At 63.3% G+C, this 22,827-nt stretch carries 22 protein-coding genes; 9 read left to right on the top strand and 13 right to left on the bottom strand.

The features are described 5' to 3' along the window. Position 1 precedes the first annotated feature (1 nt). From narJ to Q390_RS0100945, 8 genes are all read left to right on the top strand, one after another. Positions 2 to 709 carry a nitrate reductase molybdenum cofactor assembly chaperone gene (gene narJ, locus Q390_RS0100980; protein WP_027994390.1) on the top strand — a complete coding sequence of 236 codons (708 nt, stop codon included), beginning with the start codon at positions 2 to 4 and terminating at the stop codon, positions 707 to 709. Then, positions 706 to 1,485, top strand: coding sequence for a respiratory nitrate reductase subunit gamma (narI, locus tag Q390_RS17145; protein WP_051602963.1), 780 nt, complete (start codon positions 706 to 708; stop codon positions 1,483 to 1,485). Before narJ ends, narI begins: the two co-directional genes overlap by 4 nt. After that, positions 1,485 to 2,360, top strand: a complete 876-nt coding sequence (locus tag Q390_RS0100970; RefSeq protein WP_051602962.1) for a peptidylprolyl isomerase — start codon at positions 1,485 to 1,487, stop codon at positions 2,358 to 2,360. The genes narI and Q390_RS0100970 overlap by 1 nt, the downstream gene beginning before the upstream one ends. A gap of 252 nt (positions 2,361 to 2,612) precedes the next feature. After that, entirely contained in the window at positions 2,613 to 5,072 is a 2,460-nt protein-coding gene (locus Q390_RS0100965; protein ID WP_027994388.1) for an adenosylcobalamin-dependent ribonucleoside-diphosphate reductase, read from the top strand. Further along, positions 5,069 to 6,391 carry an NnrS family protein gene (locus Q390_RS0100960; protein ID WP_245606832.1) on the top strand — a complete coding sequence of 441 codons (1,323 nt, stop codon included), beginning with the start codon at positions 5,069 to 5,071 and terminating at the stop codon, positions 6,389 to 6,391. The genes Q390_RS0100965 and Q390_RS0100960 overlap by 4 nt, the downstream gene beginning before the upstream one ends. Then, entirely contained in the window at positions 6,375 to 7,007 is a 633-nt protein-coding gene (locus Q390_RS0100955; protein ID WP_037471912.1) for a nitroreductase family protein, read from the top strand. Before Q390_RS0100960 ends, Q390_RS0100955 begins: the two co-directional genes overlap by 17 nt. A gap of 39 nt (positions 7,008 to 7,046) precedes the next feature. Further along, positions 7,047 to 7,451 carry a hypothetical protein gene (locus Q390_RS0100950; protein ID WP_027994385.1) on the top strand — a complete coding sequence of 135 codons (405 nt, stop codon included), beginning with the start codon at positions 7,047 to 7,049 and terminating at the stop codon, positions 7,449 to 7,451. 5 nt (positions 7,452 to 7,456) lie between these two features. Beyond that, a complete protein-coding gene (locus tag Q390_RS0100945) occupies positions 7,457 to 8,008 on the top strand; it encodes a hemerythrin domain-containing protein (RefSeq protein ID WP_037471966.1) in 552 nt (183 codons plus the stop codon). Positions 8,009 to 8,084: 76 nt separating this feature from the next. Here the strand turns inward: Q390_RS0100945 and maiA are convergent, their stop codons facing one another. From maiA to Q390_RS0100915, 6 genes are read right to left on the bottom strand one after another with little or no spacing between them, the layout of a single operon-like run. Beyond that, entirely contained in the window at positions 8,085 to 8,756 is a 672-nt protein-coding gene (maiA, locus tag Q390_RS0100940; RefSeq protein ID WP_027994383.1) for a maleylacetoacetate isomerase, read from the bottom strand. A 35-nt stretch (positions 8,757 to 8,791) separates the two neighbouring features. Further along, positions 8,792 to 9,814 (bottom strand): fumarylacetoacetate hydrolase family protein, encoded by a 1,023-nt coding sequence (locus Q390_RS0100935; protein ID WP_027994382.1) that lies wholly within the window; start codon positions 9,812 to 9,814, stop codon positions 8,792 to 8,794. A 60-nt stretch (positions 9,815 to 9,874) separates the two neighbouring features. Further along, the gene (locus Q390_RS0100930) at positions 9,875 to 10,873 is read right to left on the bottom strand and encodes a TRAP transporter substrate-binding protein (RefSeq protein WP_027994381.1); all 999 of its coding nucleotides are present in this window, start codon (positions 10,871 to 10,873) and stop codon (positions 9,875 to 9,877) included. 34 nt (positions 10,874 to 10,907) lie between these two features. Continuing rightward, positions 10,908 to 12,185 carry a TRAP transporter large permease gene (locus Q390_RS0100925; protein ID WP_027994380.1) on the bottom strand — a complete coding sequence of 426 codons (1,278 nt, stop codon included), beginning with the start codon at positions 12,183 to 12,185 and terminating at the stop codon, positions 10,908 to 10,910. Then, the gene (locus Q390_RS17140; RefSeq protein ID WP_037471910.1) at positions 12,182 to 12,739 is read right to left on the bottom strand and encodes a TRAP transporter small permease; all 558 of its coding nucleotides are present in this window, start codon (positions 12,737 to 12,739) and stop codon (positions 12,182 to 12,184) included. The genes Q390_RS0100925 and Q390_RS17140 overlap by 4 nt, the downstream gene beginning before the upstream one ends. 34 nt (positions 12,740 to 12,773) lie before the next feature. Then, positions 12,774 to 13,313 (bottom strand): VOC family protein, encoded by a 540-nt coding sequence (locus Q390_RS0100915; RefSeq protein ID WP_027994379.1) that lies wholly within the window; start codon positions 13,311 to 13,313, stop codon positions 12,774 to 12,776. A 142-nt stretch (positions 13,314 to 13,455) separates the two neighbouring features. Between Q390_RS0100915 and Q390_RS0100910 the strand changes: the two genes are divergently transcribed. Beyond that, positions 13,456 to 14,370, top strand: a complete 915-nt coding sequence (locus Q390_RS0100910; RefSeq protein WP_027994378.1) for a LysR family transcriptional regulator — start codon at positions 13,456 to 13,458, stop codon at positions 14,368 to 14,370. On the opposite strand, the gene Q390_RS17135 is transcribed toward Q390_RS0100910, so the two are convergent. The 7 genes from Q390_RS17135 to Q390_RS0100875 all read right to left on the bottom strand — a co-directional run bounded on the left by Q390_RS17135 (position 14,323) and on the right by Q390_RS0100875 (position 22,812). Next, positions 14,323 to 16,209, bottom strand: a complete 1,887-nt coding sequence (locus tag Q390_RS17135) for a glycosyltransferase (protein ID WP_037471908.1) — start codon at positions 16,207 to 16,209, stop codon at positions 14,323 to 14,325. The two genes, Q390_RS0100910 and Q390_RS17135, sit on opposite strands and share 48 nt — an antisense overlap. A gap of 4 nt (positions 16,210 to 16,213) precedes the next feature. After that, positions 16,214 to 18,193, bottom strand: a complete 1,980-nt coding sequence (locus tag Q390_RS0100900) for a tetratricopeptide repeat protein (protein ID WP_027994377.1) — start codon at positions 18,191 to 18,193, stop codon at positions 16,214 to 16,216. 181 nt (positions 18,194 to 18,374) lie between these two features. Next, positions 18,375 to 19,427, bottom strand: a complete 1,053-nt coding sequence (locus Q390_RS0100895) for a bifunctional nicotinamide-nucleotide adenylyltransferase/Nudix hydroxylase (RefSeq protein ID WP_027994376.1) — start codon at positions 19,425 to 19,427, stop codon at positions 18,375 to 18,377. 159 nt (positions 19,428 to 19,586) lie between these two features. Next, complete coding sequence (gene pncB / locus Q390_RS0100890) at positions 19,587 to 20,774, bottom strand: nicotinate phosphoribosyltransferase (protein ID WP_027994375.1); 1,188 nt, start codon at positions 20,772 to 20,774, stop codon at positions 19,587 to 19,589. 134 nt (positions 20,775 to 20,908) lie between these two features. After that, positions 20,909 to 21,094: a DUF1328 domain-containing protein gene (locus Q390_RS0100885; protein ID WP_027994374.1), complete on the bottom strand. Its 186-nt coding sequence runs from the start codon at positions 21,092 to 21,094 to the stop codon at positions 20,909 to 20,911. Positions 21,095 to 21,255: 161 nt separating this feature from the next. Next, entirely contained in the window at positions 21,256 to 21,927 is a 672-nt protein-coding gene (locus Q390_RS0100880; RefSeq protein WP_245606831.1) for a LysE family translocator, read from the bottom strand. 54 nt (positions 21,928 to 21,981) lie between these two features. Then, positions 21,982 to 22,812, bottom strand: a complete 831-nt coding sequence (locus tag Q390_RS0100875) for a helix-turn-helix transcriptional regulator (RefSeq protein WP_245606830.1) — start codon at positions 22,810 to 22,812, stop codon at positions 21,982 to 21,984. Positions 22,813 to 22,827 lie beyond the last annotated feature (15 nt).

Here is a 22,827-nt window from a genome sequence, read left to right as displayed (position 1 = left end):
CATGGCACTGTTTAATCACATTCCCCCTGCCAGCAAAAGCCTGCGCGTGCTGGCACTGCTGCTGGGTTATCCCGATGCCCCGCTGCGTGCCCATTGGCCAGACCTGCGCACCGCGCTGCAAGACGAGCAGGCGCTGCCCGCAGAACGTCTGGCGGAGTTGAGCGCCTTCATCGACACGCTGGCCCGCAAGCCCGTGCTGGAGGTTGAGGCCGACTATGTCGAAATGTTCGACCGGGGCCGCTCCACCTCGTTGCACCTGTTCGAGCATGTGCATGGCGACTCGCGCGACCGGGGCCCTGCCATGATCGACCTGACCAAAACCTATGAGCAGGCCGGCCTGTTTTTGGGTGAAGGCGAGTTGCCCGATTTTTTGCCAGTGGTGCTGGAGTTCGCCTCCACCCTGGCGCCGCGCCAGGCACGCGAGTTCCTGGGTGAGATGGCGCATATCTTTAACGCCATTTTTGCTGCCCTGCAAAAGCGCCAAAGCGCCTATGCCGTCGTGCTGGGTGCCTTGCTGGAACTGGCCGGCGAAAAAGCCTCACCGGTCGAGGTGGCAGCCGAAGAGCCCATCGATGCTATCTGGCAGGAGCCGGTGGTGTTTGACGGCTGCTCGTCCCAGGGACAGGCGCGGCCCGGCCAGCCACAACCCATCCATATCGTGCCCAAAGCTGCGCGCCCGGCACATCCTTCCTCAGGAGCACCGCAATGACTTCCCTGCATGGTTTCCTCTTTGGTGTTTATCCCTACATCTGTCTGACGGTGTTTCTGCTCGGCAGCCTGTTGCGCTTCGACCGCGACCAATACACCTGGAAAAGTGATTCGTCGCAGCTGCTGCGCACCGGCCTGTTGCGCTGGGGCAGCAATCTGTTCCACGTCGGCATCCTGTTCCTGTTCTTTGGTCACCTGATCGGTCTGCTGGCGCCGCACGCCTTTTATGCGCACTTTCTGGAAGCCTCGGTCAAGCAGAAGATCGCCATCTATTCGGGTGGCACTTTTGGCGTGCTGTGCTTTATCGGCCTGTCGATGCTGATCTACCGCCGCATGTTTGACGAACGTATCCGCTACACCAGCCACAAGACCGATCTGGCCATCTTGTGGATTCTCTGGGTGCAGCTGGTGGTGGGTCTGATCACGCTGCCGTTTTCCTGGGCGCACTCGGACGGCAGCGTGATGCTGACCCTGGCCGACTGGGCACAGCGCATCCTGACGCTGCGCACGGTGGACGCCGAGGTGCTGGCCGGTCTGCCCTGGCCTTATCTGCTGCACATTGTGTTCGGTATGACCATCTTTTTACTGTTCCCGTTCAGCCGGCTGGTACATGTGTGGAGCGGCTTTGCCTCGGTCGGCTACTTGTTTCGCCCCTACCAAGTGGTGCGCAGCCGCCGCCTGGATGTGGGTGTCACCACGCGCTCGTCGCCTGCACCGCAGCCGGTACAGGCTAGCCATCCCGCCCATGCCGCTGCTGTGTCGAAAGGAAAAATGTGATGAATCCGTCCCTGACTTCTTCCGGCTGCGGCGGTGGTGCCGCGGGGGGATGTGGCTGTGCCAGCGCGGCCGAGTCCGTTGCCAGCGTGCAGAGCCAGCCCACAGCCACCATCAACGGTGTGGCGCTGCACCCGCCCGGGCAGCGCCCGCCCGAGGACGAACTGCGCGAGCGCGCCTACGCCGAACTGCTGCGCCAACACGCTGTAGCGCAGGGCCTGCTGGCGCCCCACGACACCGTGCTGGCACCTGAACTGGATGACTCTGCGCGCCAGGTGCTGGAGGCCATGATCGATGCCGAGGTGCACAGTCCCCAGCCGCAGGAGGACGAGTGTCAGCGCTACCACCAGGCACATGCTTCACAGTTCATTGTCGGTCAGGCGCTGCACATGCGCCACATCCTGTTTGCCGTGACGCCCGGCGTCAATGTGCAAGCGCTGGCCGTGCACGCAGAAAAAGCGCTGCTGGAGCTGACGCACAAGGACACGCCGTCCGGGCGCTTTGCCCAACGGGCGACCGAGCTGTCGAACTGTCCCAGCAGCACGCAGGGCGGCGATCTGGGCTGGCTCGGCCCGGATGACTGTGCCCCTGAACTGGCCAAGGAGTTGTTTCACCAGTCGCACCACCAGGGCCAGAAAAACAGTGTGGGCATCCACCCGATGCTGGTGCACAGCCGCTTCGGTTTTCACATCATCGAAGTGCTGGAGCGCCGCGCCGGTACCCAGCCGGCGTATGCCGAAGTGCATGAGCGCATTGCGCGCCTGTTGGCCATGCAGTCACGCGCTCGCGCCCTGCACCAGTACATGAGCCTGCTGGCCGGCGAAGCCGCACTGGAGCACATCGTCCTGGACGCTGCGGACTCGCCCTTGGTGCAGTGAGCCGTTGTTGTTGGGTGTTTGCAAGCGCTATGCAGGGTTTGTAAAAATAAAAATGCTAGCTATAAGCGCTTGTGTATAAAGGGTTTGAAGGCTATTTGATGCATATTGTGCATGGTTTTAGCTATTAAAATAGCTGCGGCAAGTACTCATGTGAGTGCACCCATATGATTTGTGCCCTTGCCTAATCAGGCACTATTGCGCACTTTGGCGCAGCCCTACCGGCTGCGCAGCCATCGAACGATACCCAATCCCATGTCACACAAAAAATCAGCCGCCGCGACCGGCGCGGCAGCGGCCATTCAACCCATCAGCCTGGATGTGCTGCATGAAAAGTATCTGAAGCCGGGCGAGACCGGCATCGACGATCTGTTTGCCCGCGTGGCTCGATCGCTGGCCTCCGCCGAGCCAGAAAAGCAGCGCGCCAAGTACGAAGCGCTGTTCTTGGCCAACCTGCATGCCGGCGCGATTGGCGCGGGCCGCATCATGAGCGCGGCGGGTACCGACATCCAGGCGACGCTGATCAACTGCTTCGTGCAGCCGGTGGGCGACTGCATCCAGGGCATGGACGAAGGCGGTTACCCCGGAATCTACGAAGCGCTGCGCGAAGCGGCTGAAACCATGCGGCGCGGTGGCGGCGTCGGTTATGACTTCTCGCGCATCCGCCCGCGCGGCGCCGAGGTCAAAGGTACGCACTCGATGGCCTCAGGCCCGTGCAGCTACATCAACGTATTCGACCAATCCTGCTCGACCGTCGAGAGCGCTGGGGCCCGCCGTGGCGCGCAAATGGGCGTGCTGCGCATTGACCACCCCGATGTGCTGGACTTCATTACCGCCAAGCGCACGCCGGGGCGCTGGAACAATTTCAACGTCTCGGTGGGCGTGTCCGATGCCTTCATCCATGCCGTGCAAGACGACCTGCCGTGGGAGTTGGTGCACCAGGCTGCCCCCGGCATCCCCTTGCGTGATCAAGGCGCCTACCAGCGCGCCGACGGCCAGTGGGTCTACCAAACAGTGCAGGCGCAAGAGCTGTGGGACACCATCATGCAATCCGCCTACGACTTTGCTGAGCCGGGGATTTTGTTTCTGGATCACATCAACACGGATAACAACCTGCACTACTGCGAGACGATCGCAGCGACGAATCCCTGTGGCGAGCAGCCCTTGCCTTCTTATGGTTGTTGCGACCTCGGCCCGGTCATCTTGACGCGCTTTGTGCGCCATCCGTTTGGCTTTTCCGGCACGCCGGAATTTGACTTTGTGGCGTTTGAAAACTCGGTCGCGTTGCAAGTGCGTGCGCTGGACAATGTGCTCGACGTGACCTTCTGGCCCCTGCCGCAGCAGCGCGAAGAGGCGCACGCCAAGCGCCGGATTGGTGTCGGCTTTACCGGCATGGGCAACACGCTGGCCATGCTGCGCCTGCGCTACGACACCGACGAAGGCCGCGCCATGGCGGCGCGCATTGCCGAGCGGATGCGCGATGCGGCCTACACCGCGTCGGTGGCGCTGGCGCGCGAGAAAGGTGCGTTCCCCAAGTTCGACGCCGACGGCTATCTGGCCAGCGGCACCTTTGCCAGCCGCCTGCCGGCAGCACTGCAAAAAGACATCCGCCAGTACGGCATCCGCAACAGCCACCTGCTGTCGATTGCGCCCACCGGCACCGTCAGCCTGGCCTTTGCCGACAACGCCTCCAACGGCATCGAGCCGCCGTTTTCGTGGATGTACAAGCGCAAAAAGCGCGAGGCCGATGGCAGCACGGCGGAGTACGCGGTCGAAGACCACGCCTGGCGCCTGTACCGTGAACTGGGCGGCGACGTGAACCAGCTGCCGGACTACTTTGTTTCGGCGCTGGAGATGAGCGCCGACGGCCACATTGCCATGATGGAAGCGGTGCAGCCGTTCGTCGATACGGCCATTTCCAAGACGGTGAACATTCCGGCCGATTACCCCTACGATGACTTCAAGAGCTTGTATCTGCAGGCTTGGCGCGCGCGTCTCAAGGGCTTGGCGACCTATCGTCCCAACAGCATTTTGGGCTCGGTGCTGGAGGTGCATGCCGCCCCCGAGACCGCGTCTGAGGCTGCGCTCGCACCACCGCCTCTGGTCGATCCCATGCGCACCGTGATTGAAAGCCGCCCCAAGGGCGCGCTGTCGGCGGTAGCAGAAAAGGTCGAATACTGGACGCAGGAGGGCAAAAAACGCCTGTACCTGGTGGTCTCCTTCCTGCCCGTGCCCAATGCCGATGGCAGCGGCACGGTGGACCGCGCCATCGAGTTTTTCATGCCGGTGGGACAGAGCAGCGAATCGCAGCAGTGGATGACATCGAGCATGCGTTTGCTGTCGCTGGCGGCACGCGGTGGCTTCTTGGCGCGGGCCTTGAGCGATATGCGCAAGGTCGCCTGGGACCGCGGCCCGGTGCGACTGGGGAAACACCAAAAGGCCGACGGCACGCAGGTGCCGATGTGGCACGAGTCCGAAGTGGCCGCAGTGGCCTACGCCATTCAGTACATCTTGGAGCGGCGCGCCAAGCTGCGCGCACCCAGCGCGTTGGCCGGTGCGGTGCACGCGCAAGAGGAGAGGGAACAGCAAAGTGCAGCCTCGACCCCACCCGTCATGGCCGGTAAAAAATGCCCTGAATGCGGCGCCCACGCCATGATCCGCAAGGACGGTTGCGACTATTGCACCCAGTGCGGGCATTTGGGAACCTGTGGGTGAGCGCTGGCCGCACCATCCCGATCCAAGTGGTGGGCGGCAAGCCTGATGCGCAAACGCTGGCGCAGTTAGACCGCCGCTGGCGCCCGCGCTATTTGCTGCGGGCGCCGCACCGGCTGGGTTTTTTTCTGGCCATGGTGGTGCTGCTGGCAGCGAGTGCGTGGTGGGCGCTGGTGCAGCTCGATCGTGTCAGCGGCTGGTTGGGCCTGCCGCTGGTGCTGCCGCCTTCGCTGGTGCACGCAGCGGTGATGGTGTTTGGCTTCATGCCGTTGTTTTTTTCTGGATTTATGTTCACTGCCGGGCCGAAGTGGCTGCAAGTGCCGCAGCCCCGGTCCGCGCGGTTGCTGCTGCCACTGTTGCTGCAAACGCTCGGCTGGTTGCTGTGGCTGGCCGGCGGGCATCTGCACGCGGGTGTTGCGTTGGCGGGCGTGGCGTTGGCGACGCTGGGCTGGGCGATGGTGGCCGCGTTGTTCTGGTCGCTGCTGTGGCGCAGCCAGGCCGAGGACCCAGTCCATGCGCGTGCGCTGGGTGTGGCCTTGCTGGTTGGCGGATTGAGTCTCGCCGGCGTGGCCCTTGGCGTGGCGCTGGAGGCTCCGGTGGTGGCACGCGCCTGTGTGTTGACTGGGCTGTGGGGTTGTGTGGTGGTGGTGTTCGTCACCGTGGCGCACCGCATGGTGCCTTTTTTGTCCTCTGACACCTTGCCTTTGATTGCGGCATGGCGCTCGTTGGGGGTGCTGTGGCTGATGCTCGGCGCCGCCGTGCTGGAGGCCGCAGCGATTTGGGTCGAGTTTGATGGCCCGCTGCCAGGCTCGATTGCGGCGTGGTGGATGTTGCTGCGCGGCAGTCTGGAACTGGTTGTGGGCACGGTGTTGCTGTGGCTGGCGCTGCGGTGGGGCCGGGGTCAAAGCCGCAAGAACCGCCAGATGGTGATGTTGCACCTTGGCTTTGTCTGGCTCGGCCTGTCGATGCTGTTGGCCGGTTTATCGCAGTGGCTGGGTTTGTGGCAAGGCGCGCCGGTGATGGGCTTGGGCGCTTTGCATGCCCTGACCATGGGCTGCCTGGCCTCGCTGATGCTGACCATGGTGACGCGCGTGTCGTGCGCCCACAGCGGCCGTGCCACGCAGGCCGACCGGATCACTTGGCCGCTGCTGTGGTTTTTGCAGCTGGCCACACTGCTGCGCATTGCCGCTGCCTGGCCCAGTGGCATATCTGCCTATCTGCTGGTCTTGGCCGCGTGGCTGTGGTTGGCGCTGATGGCTGTGTGGGCGCTGCGGCTGGCACCGTGGTACGGACGGATGCGCAGCGATGGCCGCCCGGGTTGATATGGCCAGCAATGTGCTGTCCCCTCCCGCTGCCGAGGTGGCCACCATGGCCGCGGCACTGATGCAGGCACGCCAGACCATCCTGCCCAAGCGCCTGACCGAGCCAGGCCCCAGCGCCGCCGAACTGCAAGCCATCGTTGGCGCCGCCGCGCACGCGCCCGACCATGGGCAGTTGCTGCCCTGGCGCCTGGTGCGCGTGCCACCAGCGCAGCGCACCGCCTTGGCCGAAGTGTTTGCCGCTTCTTTGCTGGAGCGCGACGCTACGGCTACACCTGAGCAGGTGGCGCAGGCGCGCGACAAGGCCAATCGCTCGCCGGTGTTGCTGTTGCTGGTGGTCGATGGCCTGCGCGGCGACCCGGAGATCGACCTGTACGAGCGCCTGCTGTCGGCGGGTTGTGCGGTGCAAAACATGCTGCTGATGGCTACCGCGCTGGGTTACGGCTCGGCGCTGACCAGCGGCAAAGCGCTGAAATACACCGGTCTGCGCACGCTGTTTGGCCTGACCGAGGGCGAGTACGCGGTGTGCTTTGTCAGCCTGGGCACGGTGCAGTCGCGCAAGCAGGCGCGTCTGCGGCCGGCGCTGGCGGACTACTTCAGCACCTTGGGTGAGCCCTGAACCAACACCCGATCCACCGCCATTTTTTGGAGTGACACCATGGAAATTTCCAGTTTTGACGATCTGTTGCAGGCGGCCTGCCGCCAGCCGCAGCCCCAGCGCCTGCTGTTTGTCTTTGCCGGCGCTGAGTTGCCCGACGACGCTACGCCGGCGCAACAGGCCGACTTTGCTGCCGGCTACGGCGGCGCGCTGGTGCCGTTGATGTGCGCCGACAAACTGCCCGAAGAAATAGCGTCTTTTGCCGCACTGGCGCAAGAGTCGGGCCAGTTTGGCCACGACTGGCAGATGGTGTTTGCCGCCGCCTTGTCCGGCACCGCGCACCAGGCGCCTAGCAGCGAAGATGCCGAGGCACCGCTGCAGCGCATGGTCGAGGCCATCAAGCTGGGGCAGCACCACGGCTTCATTCCGTTTGATCGGCACGGTGCCCCCGTGCAATTGGGTTGAACACCATGACACGCAGCACCACAGCCTTGCCGGGTTTTGGCGCCCCGGCCGTGGGTTTTGATACGCCGTTTGAAATGCTGGAGGCCTGCCACGAGCGTGTGCAGCGCACGCTGGCGCTGCTGGAGAAGCTGTGTCGCTACCTGGACGATCACGCCTGTGACGACTCCGCAAGGCAGGCCGCCCGCGACGTGCTGCGCTACTTCGACCTGGCCGCGCCGCTGCACCATGAAGACGAGGAGCTGCACATCTTCCCGCTGCTGCTGGTACAGGGCACGCCGGAGGTGGTGCAGCGGGTACGCCAGCTGCAGCACGACCACGAGCGCATGGCCGCACACTGGCAAGACGCGCGACTGTGTCTGCTGGCGCTGGCGGATGGCCAGAGCCATGCCTTCACTGCGCAGGACGAAGCTGCGTTTGCCCGGTTTGCCGGCGGCTATGCGGCGCATATCGCTAGCGAAGAAGAGGTGGTGTACCCGGCGGCGCGTGCGCTGCTGAGCGAGCCGGCGGTGCAGCAGATGGGCCAGAAAATGCGCCAGCGGCGGGGCGCAGTAGCTTGATTTGATAGCTGCAAGCGCACGCCCCATAACGGTTTGAGGCGGATTTGATGTTTATTTTGGCCCGCAGTGTGGCTTTTTACGCTGCATCCGGCTGCTGCGCCGGGTGGGCGGCGATGAACGCCGGCAGTGCTTCGCAGTGCTGCGCAATGCGCACCAGCGTCGGGTAGGGCGCCAGGTCAAGGTGAAAACGCTGCGCATTGAAGACCTGTGGCACGACACAGCAATCGGCCATCGTCGGCGTGTCGCCGTGGCTGCACAGGCCGGTGGCCGGACTGTGCGCTAGGTGTTCTTCCAGCGCCGCAAAGCCCAGCGCCATCCAGTGGCGTGCCCAGGCATTGCGTGCGTCGCCGCTGGCGTGCAGTTCACCCGACAGGTAGGTCAGCACACGCAGGTTGTTCAGCGGGTGGATGTCGCACGCCACCGTCAGGGTCAGCGCACGCACGCGCGCACGGCCTAGCGCATCGGCTGGCAGCAGCGGTGGTTGCGGGTGTGTTTCTTCCAGGTACTCCATGATCGCCAGCGACTGCGTCAGCGTCACGGTGTGCCCGCTGCCGCTGCCATTGCTGTCGCATTGCAAGGCCGGCACCAGCCCTGCCGGGTTGATGGCCCGGTAAGCGCTTTGCAGCTGCTCGCCGCCGCCCTTGAGCAGGTGCACCGGCACGGTGTCAAACGCCAGACCTTTGAGGTGCAGCGCAATGCGCAGGCGGTACGCAGCCGAACTGCGAAAGTAGGAATAAAGCTGAAGCATGGGGCCGTCCTTGCGCGTGGGGTGCAGACGCAGGTTCAGGCCGGAGCCTGCACGCGGCGCACGGTTTGTTCGATGGCACCAAAGATGCTGGCACCCTCGGCGTTGAGCATTTCAATGCGCACCCGGTCGCCAAAGTGCAGGAACGGCGTCACGGCCGCGCCGCTTTCGATGGTTTCGTACATGCGTACTTCCGCCAGGCAGCAGTAGCCGACGCCGCCATTGGCCATGCTGGAGCCGTGCAGATCGCCCTGTTTGTTCGACACCGTGCCCGAACCGATGATCGAACCGGCCGCCATGGCGCGCGTCTTGGTGACATGTGCCACCAGCTGGGCAAAGCTGAAGGCCATGTCCTCGCCGGCGTTCGGGCAGCCAAAGGGCTGCTCGTTGATCTGCACGCGCAGCGGCAGGCGCAGCTTGCTGTCCTGCCAGGCGCTGCCCAATTCATCGGGCGTCACGGCGACGGGCGAAAACGCGCTGGCCGGTTTCGACTGGAAGAAGCCAAAGCCTTTGGCCAGTTCGGCCGGAATCAGGTTGCGCAGTGACACGTCGTTCACCAACATCACCAGCCGGATGGCTTGGCCAGCCTGCGCCACGCTGGCGCCCAGTGGCAGGTCGCCGGTGACTACGGCCACTTCGGCTTCAAGGTCGATGCCCCAGTCTTCGGTGATGGCATCGATCGGGTCGCGCGGGCCGACAAACGAGTCCGAACCACCTTGGTACATCAGCGGATCAGTCCAGAACGAAGCCGGCACTTCGCTGTTGCGGGCCTTGCGCACCAGCTCCACGTGGTTCAGGTAGGCCGAGCCGTCAGCCCACTGGTAGGCGCGCGGCAGCGGCGAATGGCAGGCGGCGGCATCGAAGGCTTGTGCGCCCGCCGCCGTGCCGGCGTTCAGGGCGTCTGACACGGCCTGCAGCTGCGGGACGATCCGGTCCCACTCGTCGAGTGCCGCCTGCAGCGTGGCCGCAATCTGTGGCACGGCGATGCATTGCGAGAGGTCACGGCATACGACGACCAAGGTGCCGTCACGGCCGCCCGTCTTCAGTGTGGCGAGTTTCATGCGGAAGTCCTTTATGTGAATGAGTGGGGAGAGATGCCGGTGCAAACGCCCCGGCCTGCCTTACTTGGCGCTGAGCTGGTCGCTCACTTCTTTGTAGAGAGCTTCGCCCACGCTGGGGATGAACATCTTCCACACCGGCTGCACCTTGTCGCGCATCCGGGCGTGCTCGGCCTCGGTGACGTCGTTGACGATCAGGCCCTTGGCGGCCATGGCGGCCTGGGCTGATTTTTCTTGGTCGCGGGCGACGCCGCGCTGGAAGGTGCGGGCTTCGATGGCGGCGTCTTTCAGGATATTGCGGTCGCCTTCACTGAGCTTGTCCCAGTATTTTTTCGATACCAGCGGAATGAAGGCGCCGTAGCTGTGGCGCGTCAGCGAGAGGTACTTTTGCACTTCATTGAGCTTGAGCGCAGCAATCACGGCCGTCGGTGTGCCTTGGCCGTCCACGGTGCGCGTTTCGAGTGCGGTGTAGAGCTCAGGCACGGCCAGCGGCACCGGGTTGGCACCCAATGCCTTAATGGTTTCTTGCGAAATCTTGGCCTGCACGGCACGGAATTTCAGGCCGGCAAAGTCTTCCACCTTGTTGATCGGGCGTTTGCTGTTGGTGGCGTTGAAGAAACCGTTTTCCCAGTACGCCAATCCGACCAGCCCCTTGGCCGGCAGCAGGGCCAGCAGCTTGTCGCCGACCGGGCCGTCCAGTACTTTTTCAGCCTGCTGGGCGTTGGAGAACAGGAACGGGAAATCCAGAATTTCGTATTCCTTGACCATGCCGGTCAGCGTGGTGGTCTGCGGCACGGTGAATTCGATGGTGCCGCCCTGCAGCGCCGAAGTGACCTGCACATCGTTGCCCAGCGCGCCGTTGTAGAACGCCTTGATCTTGATCTTGCCGGCGCTCTTGGCGTCCACCAGCTCAATGAACTTGGCCACCCCCTGACCCTGGTGCGATTTCTCTGGCAGCGTCACGGCAAATTTTGCCGGGGCTTGGGCGGCGGCGCTCAAAGGAAGCGCCATGGCGAAGCTGCCGGCCAGCGCCAAGGCTATCAGTGGGGAAAGTGCTTTCATGGGTTGTCTCCTGTTTTGAAAAGGGAAAATCAATTTAACGCCACCAGCCGGCGGGCACGGTGACCAGCGCCGGCCACAGCACCAGCGCCACCAGTACCGCCAGCTCGGCCAGCAGGAAGGGTAGGATGCCGCGCGCCGCCTGGCCCAGCGTCACCTTGCCAATCGAGCTGACCACGTTCAGCACCACACCGACGGGCGGGGTGATCATGCCGAGCGAGCAGTTGATGATGAAGATGACGCCAAAGTACACCGGATCGATGCCGGCCTGCTGCACGATAGGCATGAACACTGGCGTGAAGATCAGCACGATGGGAATGAAGTCCAGCACCATGCCGGAGAGGAACACTACCGCCATCATGGCCGCCGTGAGCGCCAGCGGATGCTCACTCAGCCCGCCCAACCAGCCGCCTACTTGGCCCGGCACATCGGCAATGGTGATCATGTACGACGCCACCATTGCCAGGCTGGCGAGCAGCAGCACCACGGCGGTGGTGCGCGCCGTCACCAAAAAACAGTGGTAGATGTCGGCCAGCCTGAGCTCGCGGTAGATCACGGCGCCGACAAACAGCGCGTACACCGCGGCCACCACCGCCGCTTCGGTGGGCGTGAAGATGCCAAATTTCAGGCCACCGATGATGATCACCGGCAGCATCAGCGCCCAAAACCCCTTGCCCAGCAGCGCCAGGCGCTCGCTCCACGGCTTGCGCGGCGCCACCAGTACGTTGGTGCGGCGCGCCACCAGCCACCAGGCGATGACCAGCGCGCCGCCCATCATCACGCCCGGCACGATGCCAGCCAGAAACAGCCGCGTGATCGACACGTTGGCCACCACGCCAAACAACAGAAAACCAATCGACGGCGGAATGACTGGGGCGATGATGCCGCCCGCCGCCATCAGCCCGCAGGCACGCGCCGGGTCATAACCGGCCTGGCGCATCATCGGCACCAAAATGGCGGCCAGCGCGGCGGTATCGGCCACCGCTGAACCCGACAGGCTGGCCAGCAGGATGGCGGCAAAAATCGCCACATAGCCCAGGCCGCCGCGCAGGTGGCCGACAAAGGCGCCGGCCATCTCGACGATGCGGCGCGAGAGCCCGCCGGCGTTCATGAATTCGCCGGCCAAAATGAAGAAGGGCACGGCCATGAGGACAAAGTTGTCGGCCCCGCCAATGGCGTTCTGCACCACGATCTGCGCGTCGAACTGCCCCAGCTGGAACATCACGGCCACGCCCGAGAACAGCAGTGCAAAGGCAATCGGCATGCCCAGCGCGATCAGCAGCAGCAGTGCTGCCAGGAAGATGGCGGCGCTCACTGCGGCTCCTCCTGCTTTTCAACAGACGCCACGTCAGGCATTTTTTCCAGAATGCGGTCGCCCAGGTCTTTGGTCAGCACCGGCCCGCCGGGATCGCGCAGCGTTTGCCAGATGTTGTTGGCAATCGCCAGTGCCATGCCGCAGCCAAACACAATCGCCACGCCGTATAGCCAGCCATAAGAGATACCCAGCACCGGGTAGCTGTTGCCGAGGTTGATTTCAGTTTGCTGCCAGCCGCCGACGATGAACATGCCGCAGGCCCAGAGCATCAGGCCGCCGGTCAGCACCACCAGCAGCTTGCGGCCCACCAGCGGCAAGCGCTGCACCAGCGCGTCAAAACCAATGTGTGCGTGCTGCACCGACGCCAAGATGGCGCCCAGGAAGATCAGCCAGACAAACAGCAGGCGCGAGAGTTCTTCGGACACCGCAATGCCGGAATCGAACGCATAGCGCAGCACCACGTTGCCGAACACCAGTACCGCCATCAGCGCCAGACAGGCGACGATGACGATCTCCAATGCACGCACGCAGGCGTGCCCCCAACGGTTGCCCATGGCGTATCTCCTTTGCGGTGCTGCGCTTTTTCGCTTACTTGGTGGCGACGCTGCCGTCGTGCATCCAGGCGGCGTGCTTGGGGGCTTTCTTGGTGGCGGCCCATTCGTTGAGCATGTCCCACTTCACGTCATCCAGCTGTTTCATCATCTCGGGTGTGCCGGTGTTGACGGCCAGCTCCAGGCGGTGGCCGCTCGGATCGCGGAAGTAGATCGACTTGAAGATGGTGTGCTCGGTCGGGCCCACCACCTCGATGCCGTCAGCTTCCATGCGCGCCTTGGCTTCCATCATCTCCTCGATGCTGCCCACTTCCATGGCCAGGTGCTGCGTCCAGGTGGGGGTGTTGCGGTCACGGTCCATCGGCGCCTTGGTGGGCAGCTCAAAGAAGGCCAGGATATTGCCGGCGCCTGCATCCAGAAAGATGTGCATGTACGGATCGGGTTCTTTGGTCGATGGCACTTCGTCTTCGGCAATGGCGAGGATGAAATCCATGTTCAGGTATTTGCCATACCACTCGACGGTTTCTTTGGCGTCGATGCAGCGATAGGCTACATGGTGAAATTTCTTGATCTTCATGGGGATGTCTCCAGTCTGAGGGGTCAGTGGGTACAAGGGTTGTGTGGTCTGCAGGTGCCACTTTGGCCGTTGTGTGGCTATTAGAGGCGCTTTGAATCTATGATTCAAACGATTTTTATGAATGTATTAACAAGATAAGCTTATGAATGTGACCTTGCGTCAATTGCGCGCGCTGGTGGCATTGGCCCACACCGGCAGCTTTACCCAGGCGGCGGCGGTGTTGCACATCACCCAGTCGGCGCTCAGTGGGCTGATCAAAGAATTGGAGCTGCAGCTGGGCGTGCGCTTGGTCGATCGCAACACGCGCAGCATCGCGCTGACCCAGGTCGGCCAGGGTTTTGTGCCCTTGATTGAAAAGGTGCTGCAAGACCTCGATGGCGTGCTACATGGCCTGGACGATCTGAAGGCCTTGCAGCGCGGCATGGTGCGCATTGCCGTGCCGCAGCTGATGGCCTGCACGCTGTTGCCAGACGTGATGGCGGCCTTTTGCACCGCCCACCCCGGCGTGCAGGTGCGCCTGGTGGACTGCGCTGTCGAGAGCGTGCTGGCGCGGGTCGGCGCCGGCGAGGTGGACTTTGGCATCGGGCCCGAGCGCGCCACCACTACCGAGATCGCTACGCAAGAGCTGTTCGACATGCCCTTCATGGTGGTGTTTCCGCCCGGACACGCACTGCAGCAGTGCAAGCGCATTGGCTGGCGTGATGTGGTGCAGTACCCGTTCATTGCGCTCCAGGGCCAGTTCACCGAGCGCCTGGCGCTGGACTTGCACCTGGCACGGCGGGAGTTGACGCTGCATTCGACGCACGAAGTGGCCTTCATGACCACCGCGCTGAGCATGGTCAGCGCACGCCAAGGCGTCACCGCCTGCCTGCCTTACGCCGTCTCGCTGGTGGATTTGCACCAGCTGGAAATGCGCCCGGTGTACGCACCCGAGCTGCGGCGCAAATTTCTGGTGTACCGCCGTGCCAGCGCTGCACTGTCGCCAGCAGCAGCCACCTTCATGGAGTTCCTATTCGCCTTTGTGGCTTCCCATGGCTGGAGCACCAGCGCGGCGTAGACGCGGTGCGCGCACCTGCCAGCGCGCCATGCACAGCAGCGTGGTGGCGGCCATGTATTTCCCCACGCTGAACCAGGAGTTGAAGATGCGTGACTGGCCGACGGCACGCAGGTTCATGGAGACCGGCACTTCGGTGATGTTCAGCCCAGCGCGGCGCACCATCAGCAGGGCGCCCAGATCCTGGTAGTCGAGCAAAGTGGCCTCGCGCGAGGCCAGCAGCGCCATGGCGTCGCGGTTGTACAGCCGAAACCCCGAGGTCAAGTCGCGCAGTTCAAAACCGGCCAAGCGGCGAAACCAGCCCCAGGCGATTTGTCGCAGCCGGCTGGCGCGCTCCGGAAAGGCGCCGATCACCACATCAGCCTGCCCACGTGCCTGCAGCAAGGAGGGAAGTTCCGCCACTTCATGCTGGCCGTCGGCATCCATGGTGATGACGGCCTGGTAGCCGCGCGACAGGCCGTAGCGGATGCCCGCCTGCATGCCACCCCAGGCGCCCATGGGCAGCACCGGTTCGAGCACCTGGGCACCCGCAGCGCGGGCAATGCTGCCGGTGTCGTCGCTGCTGTGGTCGTTGATGACCAGTACGTCGTGCCAGCCGGCGGCTTGCAGATGCTGCAGCAGCGCGCCAATGGTGGCAGCTTCGTTGCGTGCTGGAATGACGATCAGCACATCCTTGCCAGCTGTGGTGGCGTGGTTCGCCTCGGGTGCGGCCAAGGCGTATTGCGTGGTGATGGCGCGTGCGCAGGCATCGATCGAAAAACGCTGATGCAGCGCTTGTTGTCCGGCCTGTCCGTAGGGCTGGCGCAGCGCTGGCTGTTGCCACTGCGCAATCGCTGCCTGCCAGGCCGGTACGTCTTCCACTGCGACCAGCTGGCCGGCGCCAGCGCTCTGGACCAGCCACGGCATCCCTGATCCGGACAGCGCCGAGACGAGGCATGGGCGTGCGTGCTCCATGGCTTCGAGCAGCACTACGCCAAAAGCTTCGGTGCGCTCGCGCGAGGCCAGGCAAAACACGTCGCAGCTTTGCAGCAGGGCGGTTTTGTCGGCTTCGCTGATGCTGCCGAGCAGGCGCACGCGTGCGGCTTGGCCGGGCGGCGTTTGGGTGTCAATCAGCGCCTGCAGCGCGGCGCGCAGCTCGCCGTCGCCGGCAATCAGCAACTCGACACCGGGCAGGTCGGCCACGGCCACAATCAGGGTTTCAAAGCCCTTGTAATAGGTCAGCCGGCCAATCGAGAGCAGGCGCAGGGTGCCTTTCTGCCAGTGATGAACGGATGGCTCGCTGGCTGCGGCAATGTCGGCTACCGGGGTGAGTTGCAGGCCCAGCGGCACAACAGCGCATTTGTCGTGCCATTGCTGCAGCGGCTCGCTGGCCTGCAGGTAGGGCGGTGAGGTGGCGATGATGCGCGTGGCGCGCTCCAGCACCGCTTGTTCAAACGGCCGGTACAGCCGGTACGCCAGCCTCAAGGCAGGTCGGATGCGCGACATCACCACGTCCGAGTGCCAGTGCACCACCCAGGGCACAGCCCGTGCATCGGCCAGCGTCAGCGCCCAGAATACCGAATTGTTGGGCAGGTGCAGGTGCAGCACGTCAGGTTGCCACTGCTCCAGCGCACGCGCCAGCGCCGCACGAAAACCGATGGCTATCGGGGCATGCAGCAGGTGAAATTGCACCGGCACACGCAGCAGCCATGGCGGGTCGTCTGGCTCGGGTTGGCCGTGTACCAGAGCTGCGGCGTCGATGCCTTGGGCGCGTTGGGCAGCGATCAGGTCGGCCAGAAACACTTCCATCCCGCCGTGGTGGGGCGGGTAGAACTTGCCAATGTGCAATACGGTAACACCCATGGCGTCAGCGCGGCTCTTTGCCAGCGGCAATTTGGGCGCGGATCTCTTTGTAGCGAGGGTTGCTCGGCTCCAGCGCAATGGCTTGGTCCAGGTCTTGCAGACTGGCTGCTGGGTCGCCGGCTTTCAGGTACGCCATGGCGCGCCCGTAGTAGGCCGTAGCGCTCGGGCTCTTGGCGATGAGGGGATTGAAAATCGCCAAAGCTGCCGGTGCATTGCCTTTGCCCACCTGCGCCAATCCCAGGCCTTGCAGCAAACGGCTATCAGTGGGGGCATCTAGGAGTAGCCGTTGAAAGTCTGCTATTGCCACCTCGTATTGCTGCACCGCCAGCGCCGCTTCGGCACGCAAGGTGCGGTATTTGGCATGGTCTTGCGCGGCCACCGGCATGGTCAGCGCCTTTGACAGGCTTTGGTAGGCCTGCGCCCATTGGCCCAGCGCAAACAGCGACTCGCCTTGGTGGTAGGGCAGCAGTGCCATGTGAAAGCCTTTGGCCTCGGAGCGGGTAAACCACGCCAAGGCCTCGGCGTGCTTTTTCTCGTATTGGGCAGCAAGGCCCATGTTGAACAGGGCGTAGCCATTGTTTTCGCCCAGCGCGATGGCGGTAGTCAGCGCTTTGCGGGCTTCGGTGCGTGAGCCGAATTCAACGTGGTAGCCCCCCAGGTTGAGGAAGGCCTGCCAGCGTCCCACGGCGTTGGGCGGGGCCTTGATATCTATTTTTTCGGCGGCATCGCCCCAGGCGGTAAAGCCATCGCGCAGCGACAGGGTGCGCTCCAGCGCCAGCACCGACCACAGCAGCATCAAGATAGCGCCCAAGACATAGATGGTGCGGGGGGCAAACCCGGTCAACACCACCGCAATCAGGCCCGGCACTGCAATGGCCCACAGGTAGCTGCGGTACAGCACCATCGGGTCTTGCACCCAGACCGTGGCAAATTCAGTAAAAAACAGCAGCAGCGGAAACAGTAGGCACAGTGCGGCAAAACTCAGCGCACCGCGCCCGCGCAAGAAAAACCACACTGAAGCGGCCCACAGCGCCACATAGCCAATAGCGCCCAGGATGTGTGGAAACGAGGTCAGGGACAGCGGAAAGGCGGGTCGCAAATCGATCGACATCCAATCCACGTTGGGCAAAAACCAGAGCACACCATAGGCAAAAAACAGCCATGCCTCGTTCAGGATGCTCAGCGGGTACATGCGCCCGGAGATACCGGGACTGAGAATTTCTAACTGGCGGATGAACTCCTGCGAGCGAGCGTCAAAGGCGGTGCCGAAAAAGCTGGCATAAATCGACCACAGCACTGCGCTGGCGATGCCCACAACGGCCAAAGACACCCCGGCCGTCACGAGCATCTTTTTCCAGGGGGGGCGTCGGATAAAGATATACAGCGGCAAAGCCATCGCTGCCATCAAAAATGCATGTTCTTTGGACAGCACTGCCAGCACATAGCTCAGCAGCGCCAGCCCATACCAATAGGCGTGCCCGCGCGTCAGGCCACGCACATACAACCAGCACGCCAGCACCGCAAAAAAAGTGGCCATGAGGATGGAGCGCTGCATCAGATACGCCACCGCATACACCGCTACCGGGTTGACGGCAAACAGCGCCACACCGACGCGCAGCGCCGCCGTGCGGGACAAGCCAAAGTGCGGCTGGGCTTCAAATTCTTCAGGAAAGCGGGTGCGCGCCAACAGCTCGCGCAGCAGCGCGTACAGCGCCGCCACCGTGCCCAGGTGCAGCAGGATGTTCACCAGGCGCTGCTTGCCCCAATCAGGGCCGAACAGCGCATCGATCCAGACAAAGCTGCCGTAGGACAACATGCGCTGCTTGAATTCGGTCAGGTGGCCATAAACACCGAACACCGATCCGTCGAGCAGCCGCTGGTCGTCAAATAAAAGCTGGTTGTTCCAGCCAGGCAGGTAGATGCCCAGCACGGCAGCGGTCACGACAAGGCCAAAAATGAGCAGGGATAAAGACGGCTTGGTCATACAAAGAGGGGCAGAAGGGCGGCGCGCGCTCGGTGTCAGGGCTGGACGCTGCACACTGGGCGCGGGGGTTGCGCAGGCCGTGGAGTCTAAGGCATGGCCTATATGCTGCTTTGTAAATACTATCAAATCAATAGCTGCAACCGCTTAATTTATAAGCGGTAAAGGCTGTTTTGACTCTTTTTCATGGCAGCAGCAAGCCATCCATCCCCGTCAGTCCGAAGAAGTGGTCGAGCATGTGAAAGTGGTCTTCAAAAAATGCTTCTTCCAGGCTTGCCAGCTGCTCTATCGGCACCCACAACACTTGCGCGGCGTCGTCGTCGGCCTGCACCGCCGGGAAGGGCGCTTCGGCCAGATCAAAGTAATGCGCGTGCGTGATGGTGCGCCCGCGCTGGCTGCGGTCGGGGTGGTCGAACACGGTGACTTCGCGCAGAGCGGTGCGCAGCGTGGCTTCGGGCAGGGCGCAGTGGGTCTCTTCGGTCAGCTCGCGCAGGCACGATTGCCACACCGTTTCGCGCTGCTCGATGAAACCACCTGGCACCGCCAGTTGCCCCTGACCGGGCGCGTGGGCACGCCGGATCAGCAGCACCTGGCCTTGGCAGCGCAGCACCGCGTCCACGGTGACAAACACCGGCGGGTAGGGCGCCTGCGCCCAGGCGGCGCGGTAGCCGCGCAACATGCGCCATTCTTCCTGTAGCACTGGGTATTCGGGCTGCTGGGCAAAGGCGATCAGCGCCGCCAGCGTGCTGGCTGGCATCTGACTGGCCAGTGGCGCCAGCGCGGCGGCGGCGCTGGCCGGGGTGGCGCCAAAGTAGGTATCGCGGATGGTGGTGGCGTCGATGCACCCCTGGCGCGCCATGTGGATCAGATCCCAGCCGGGAAACTGGTCCAGGTAGCTGCTGGTAGCGTCTTTGAAGTGGCCCACCAGTGCGATGCGTGCATGGGCCGGCGTGCCCTCTGCCACCGCGCGGCGCACGGCTTGCACCCAGACGGCTTCGTTGTAGTAGTCGCGCACCGGCAGCACTTGCAGGCGCGCGTTGTCGGCGCTGCTCAGGGCGGCGCGCAGCATGATCTCGCGCTCGGGCCAGGTGAAAGGGTTTTTTGGCGAGCGCACCTGCCAGGCCGACCCCATCACCACGATGGCTTGCGGCGCGCTGTCGAGTGCGCGCTGCAGCAAGGCCATGTGGCCGGCATGGGGCGGTTCAAAGCGGCCAATGTAGAGAGCGGTGTCGTACATGTGTCGGATCAGAGCGGGCTGTGGCAGCAGATTGTCAAAAAAGTGAGCTATCAGCGCATGAATCCAGTGGTTTTCACACTGTTTTATAGCGGAGATGGCCAGAACGCAAGCGCTGGATGCTCTGGTAAAGAGAGCGACAAAGCACGGCTGAGCTTCACTTTACGCGCTGACGTCAAACACCTGGCGCAGATAAGCCAGAAAGGTCGGGTTGTCGCACAGCGTCTTGCCGGGACTGTCAGAGATTTTGGCGACCGGCTGGCCGTTGGCGTGGGTCAGCTTCATGACGATGCTCAGGGGCTCTAGCCCCATGTCGTTGGTCAGTTGCGTGCCAATACCGCAGCCCAGTTGCGTGCGGTCGCCAAAATGGCGGTACAGGGCCAGGGCGCGTGGGATGTCCAGCCCGTCGGAAAACACCAGCCGTTTGGTGTGCGGGTCGATGCGCAGTTTTTCGTAGTGCGCCAAGGCCTTTTCGCCCCACACATACGGGTCGCCCGAGTCGTGGCGCAGGCCGTCAAACAGCTTGGCGAAGTACAAATCAAAGTCGCTCAGGAAGGCGTCCATGCCGATGGTGTCGGTCAGGGCGATGCCTAAGTCGCCGCGGTATTCCTGCACCCAGTCTTCCAAGGCTGCAGTTTGAAAGTCGCGCAGGCGCACGCCCAGCGCCTGGTAGGTTTGCAGGTATTCGTGCGCCATCGTGCCGACGGGCACCAAGTTCAACTCGCGCGCCAAGTGCACGTTGGAGGTCGCCTTGAACCACTCGCCGGCCTGGCTGGCAAAGGCCTGCACCACCTCGCGCTGCCAAGCGCTGGAATAGCGCCGGCGCACGCCAAAGTCGAATAGCTCGAACGGGTGTGCCAGCGCCACCTCGCTGGCCAGTTGCTGCAATTGAGTGATCTTGCACGCCAGATTGATGCGCCCCTGCGCCAGCGCGGCGGTGGCGTCAAAGCGGCGAAAGTACAGCTCGTTGACGATGGCCAGGACAAAAATCTCAAAGCCCATCACATGCACCTGCGGCCCGCGCGCCACGATGCGCAGCTGCTCGCCTTCGGCGCTGGCGCTGATGAAGGCGCGCTGGAACTGGAAGATGCGCAAAAAATCGACAAAGTCGGATTTGATGAAACGCAGCCCGCCCAGATAGTCCAGCTCACCCGGCGTAAAGCGCAGCTGGCACAGCTGATCGAGTTCGGCGTTCACCTCGTCCAGCAGATCGGCCAGCCGGTATTGCGGCGCGTTGCGGCAGACAAATTCGTACTCGGCCTGGGTTTGCGGGTGCCGATGCAGCAGCGCCTGCCACATGGTGAATTTGTACAGATCGGTATCAAGCAGGCTGGTGATGATGGCGGGCATGGGCAGTTTCGTAGCGGTAGTGTGCTACGCAAATAATAGCTTGTAGCGCAAACAGCATAAGCGCCAGAGGCTGATTTCGCTGCAAGCCGACGGGGCCATGCCCGGCGCCGCTCAGTGGCGCCTTGTCAGTGGGCTTACTTCAGCGCTTTGCGCGCCGCGCCGATCCCCAGCAGCGCCAGCACCACAAAGATGACCGCCAGTACCAAAAACAGGATGAAGAGGATTTTGGCGATGCCGGCAGAGCCAGCAGCCACGCCGGTAAAACCCAGGGCACCGGCGATGAGCGAGATGATGGCAAAAACGATGGCGTACTTCAGCATGGCAATCTCCTTGAGGGGCGCCGCATCCCAAGCGGCACGGCATGTCGGTCAAGGTAACTGGCCGGCTCGCCGCACGCCGTAAGAACAGGGGAGTCGCGGGTGTAGGACATGCGTTGCAAATGCAGCCACAGATCGCTCCGATTTTTCTCGCCATGCCGCGATCAGCCGGGCCGGGGCAGTGCTGCCGCCGCGACACCCACGGCCAAGAGGATGAGCACGCCACCGGTGGTGCGCTCTATCGCAGCCATATGCCGAGAGAAGCGCAGTACCACCGAAGGGTGACCCATGGCGATGGCGACCACAAGGTCCCAACCCAAGACAGCGAAGAACATCCAAGCACCGTAGAAGACTTGTATTTCTTTTTCCGTTCCGGCCAAAAGGGAAAAAAGACTGGCGTAGAACAGCGCGTTTTTAGGATTGAGCAGGCCCGATGCTAGACCCATGCGCAGGCCAGTGAACCAGCCAGTAGTCGCTTGTGGGCTGTGCAGCCCCTTCTGCGGCAGAGGCAATGGGGCTCCAGTAGAGCGCAACAAGCGGCTGCCCAGCCAGGCCAGGTACAGACAGCCGCTCCACTGCAACAGGTTGAACCAGGCGTTGCCAGGCCGCAGAGCCGAGAACCCGCCGAGCGCCAGGGCGATGAACAGGCCGTTAGCCAAGGCCACGCCAAGACAGATGCCGCTGGCACGCCGCCAGCCCTGCGCCAGTGCCGCCTGCGCGATGAGAAAAAAATCGGGCCCGGGGCTTAGCAGCGCTAAAAAATGGGCCCCGGCAACCATCCAGAACTGTTCGAACAATGCACGCCTCCTTGCACGCAACCCGGTGTCGCGCAGCAAGAAGTTTCTCGTTTCGGATGAATGGCGTATTGGAAAAAACGGCCAGTAGCGGTTTTAGATCGCAGAGGCGTGCTGATAAAGCCTCGGCGTGGCCGCCACCCGTTGTTTGAACGTGGTCTGGAAGTGGCTCTGGTCGTAGAAGCCCAACTCCTGCGCCACCTGCGCTGCGGTGCCACCCGCACTCAAGAGTTTGCGTGCGGTATGGACGCGCAAGTCGAGTTGGTAGGCATGGGGCGTGAGGCCCGTGGCGTCAAGAAACGTCCGCGCCAGTGTGCGCGGCGCCATGTGGGCGACCTTGGCCAGCTGTGCCACGGGAAGAGGATCGGCATGCTGGCTGTGCAGCAGGCTCAGTACGCGATCCAAGGGCGGAAGGGTATTTCCGGCAATGGGTGTCAGCGCCTGTCCGGCGCGCCAGACACGCCGGACCACGAATTGTTCCAGCGCTGCGATTTTTTGCTGAAGGCTGGCTTGAGAAAAAAGCTGCTGGTTGAGCGCACAGAACGCGGCATACGCCGCTGCATCGTGCACGACCCAAGCTTGGCCGGCTGGAGGCGGACAGGGGTCATGGCGAACCAGCACACTAGCGACCCACGCCGGGTCGAGGTGCAGCATCTGATAGCTCCAGTGCGCGCCGGGCTGCGGATTGCACGAATGCACGCAGCCTGCGGCTACGACCACTAGGCTGCCAGGCCCGATGCACGCGCTGTGCCCGCGTGACGAAAAAATGCTGTTGCCCGCGTCCACCGCACCGATCGACAGCGTGGGGTGCGTGTGCGGCCGATAGCAGGCGCGGCTGCGGAGGGCACGCCGGCTTTCGACGAAGGGCAGTCCGGGGTCGCGCCAGAAAGACGGCGCCGCGCGGTGGGAGATTGGGAAGTTAGCCAAGCTCGCGGCGCTCGT

This window comes from Simplicispira psychrophila DSM 11588 (assembly GCF_000688255.1).
GTDB classification, from domain to species: Bacteria; Pseudomonadota; Gammaproteobacteria; order Burkholderiales; family Burkholderiaceae_C; genus Simplicispira; species Simplicispira psychrophila.
Note: the sequence above shows the minus strand (reverse complement) of the source record. Positions and strands in the feature narration are given on the sequence as shown.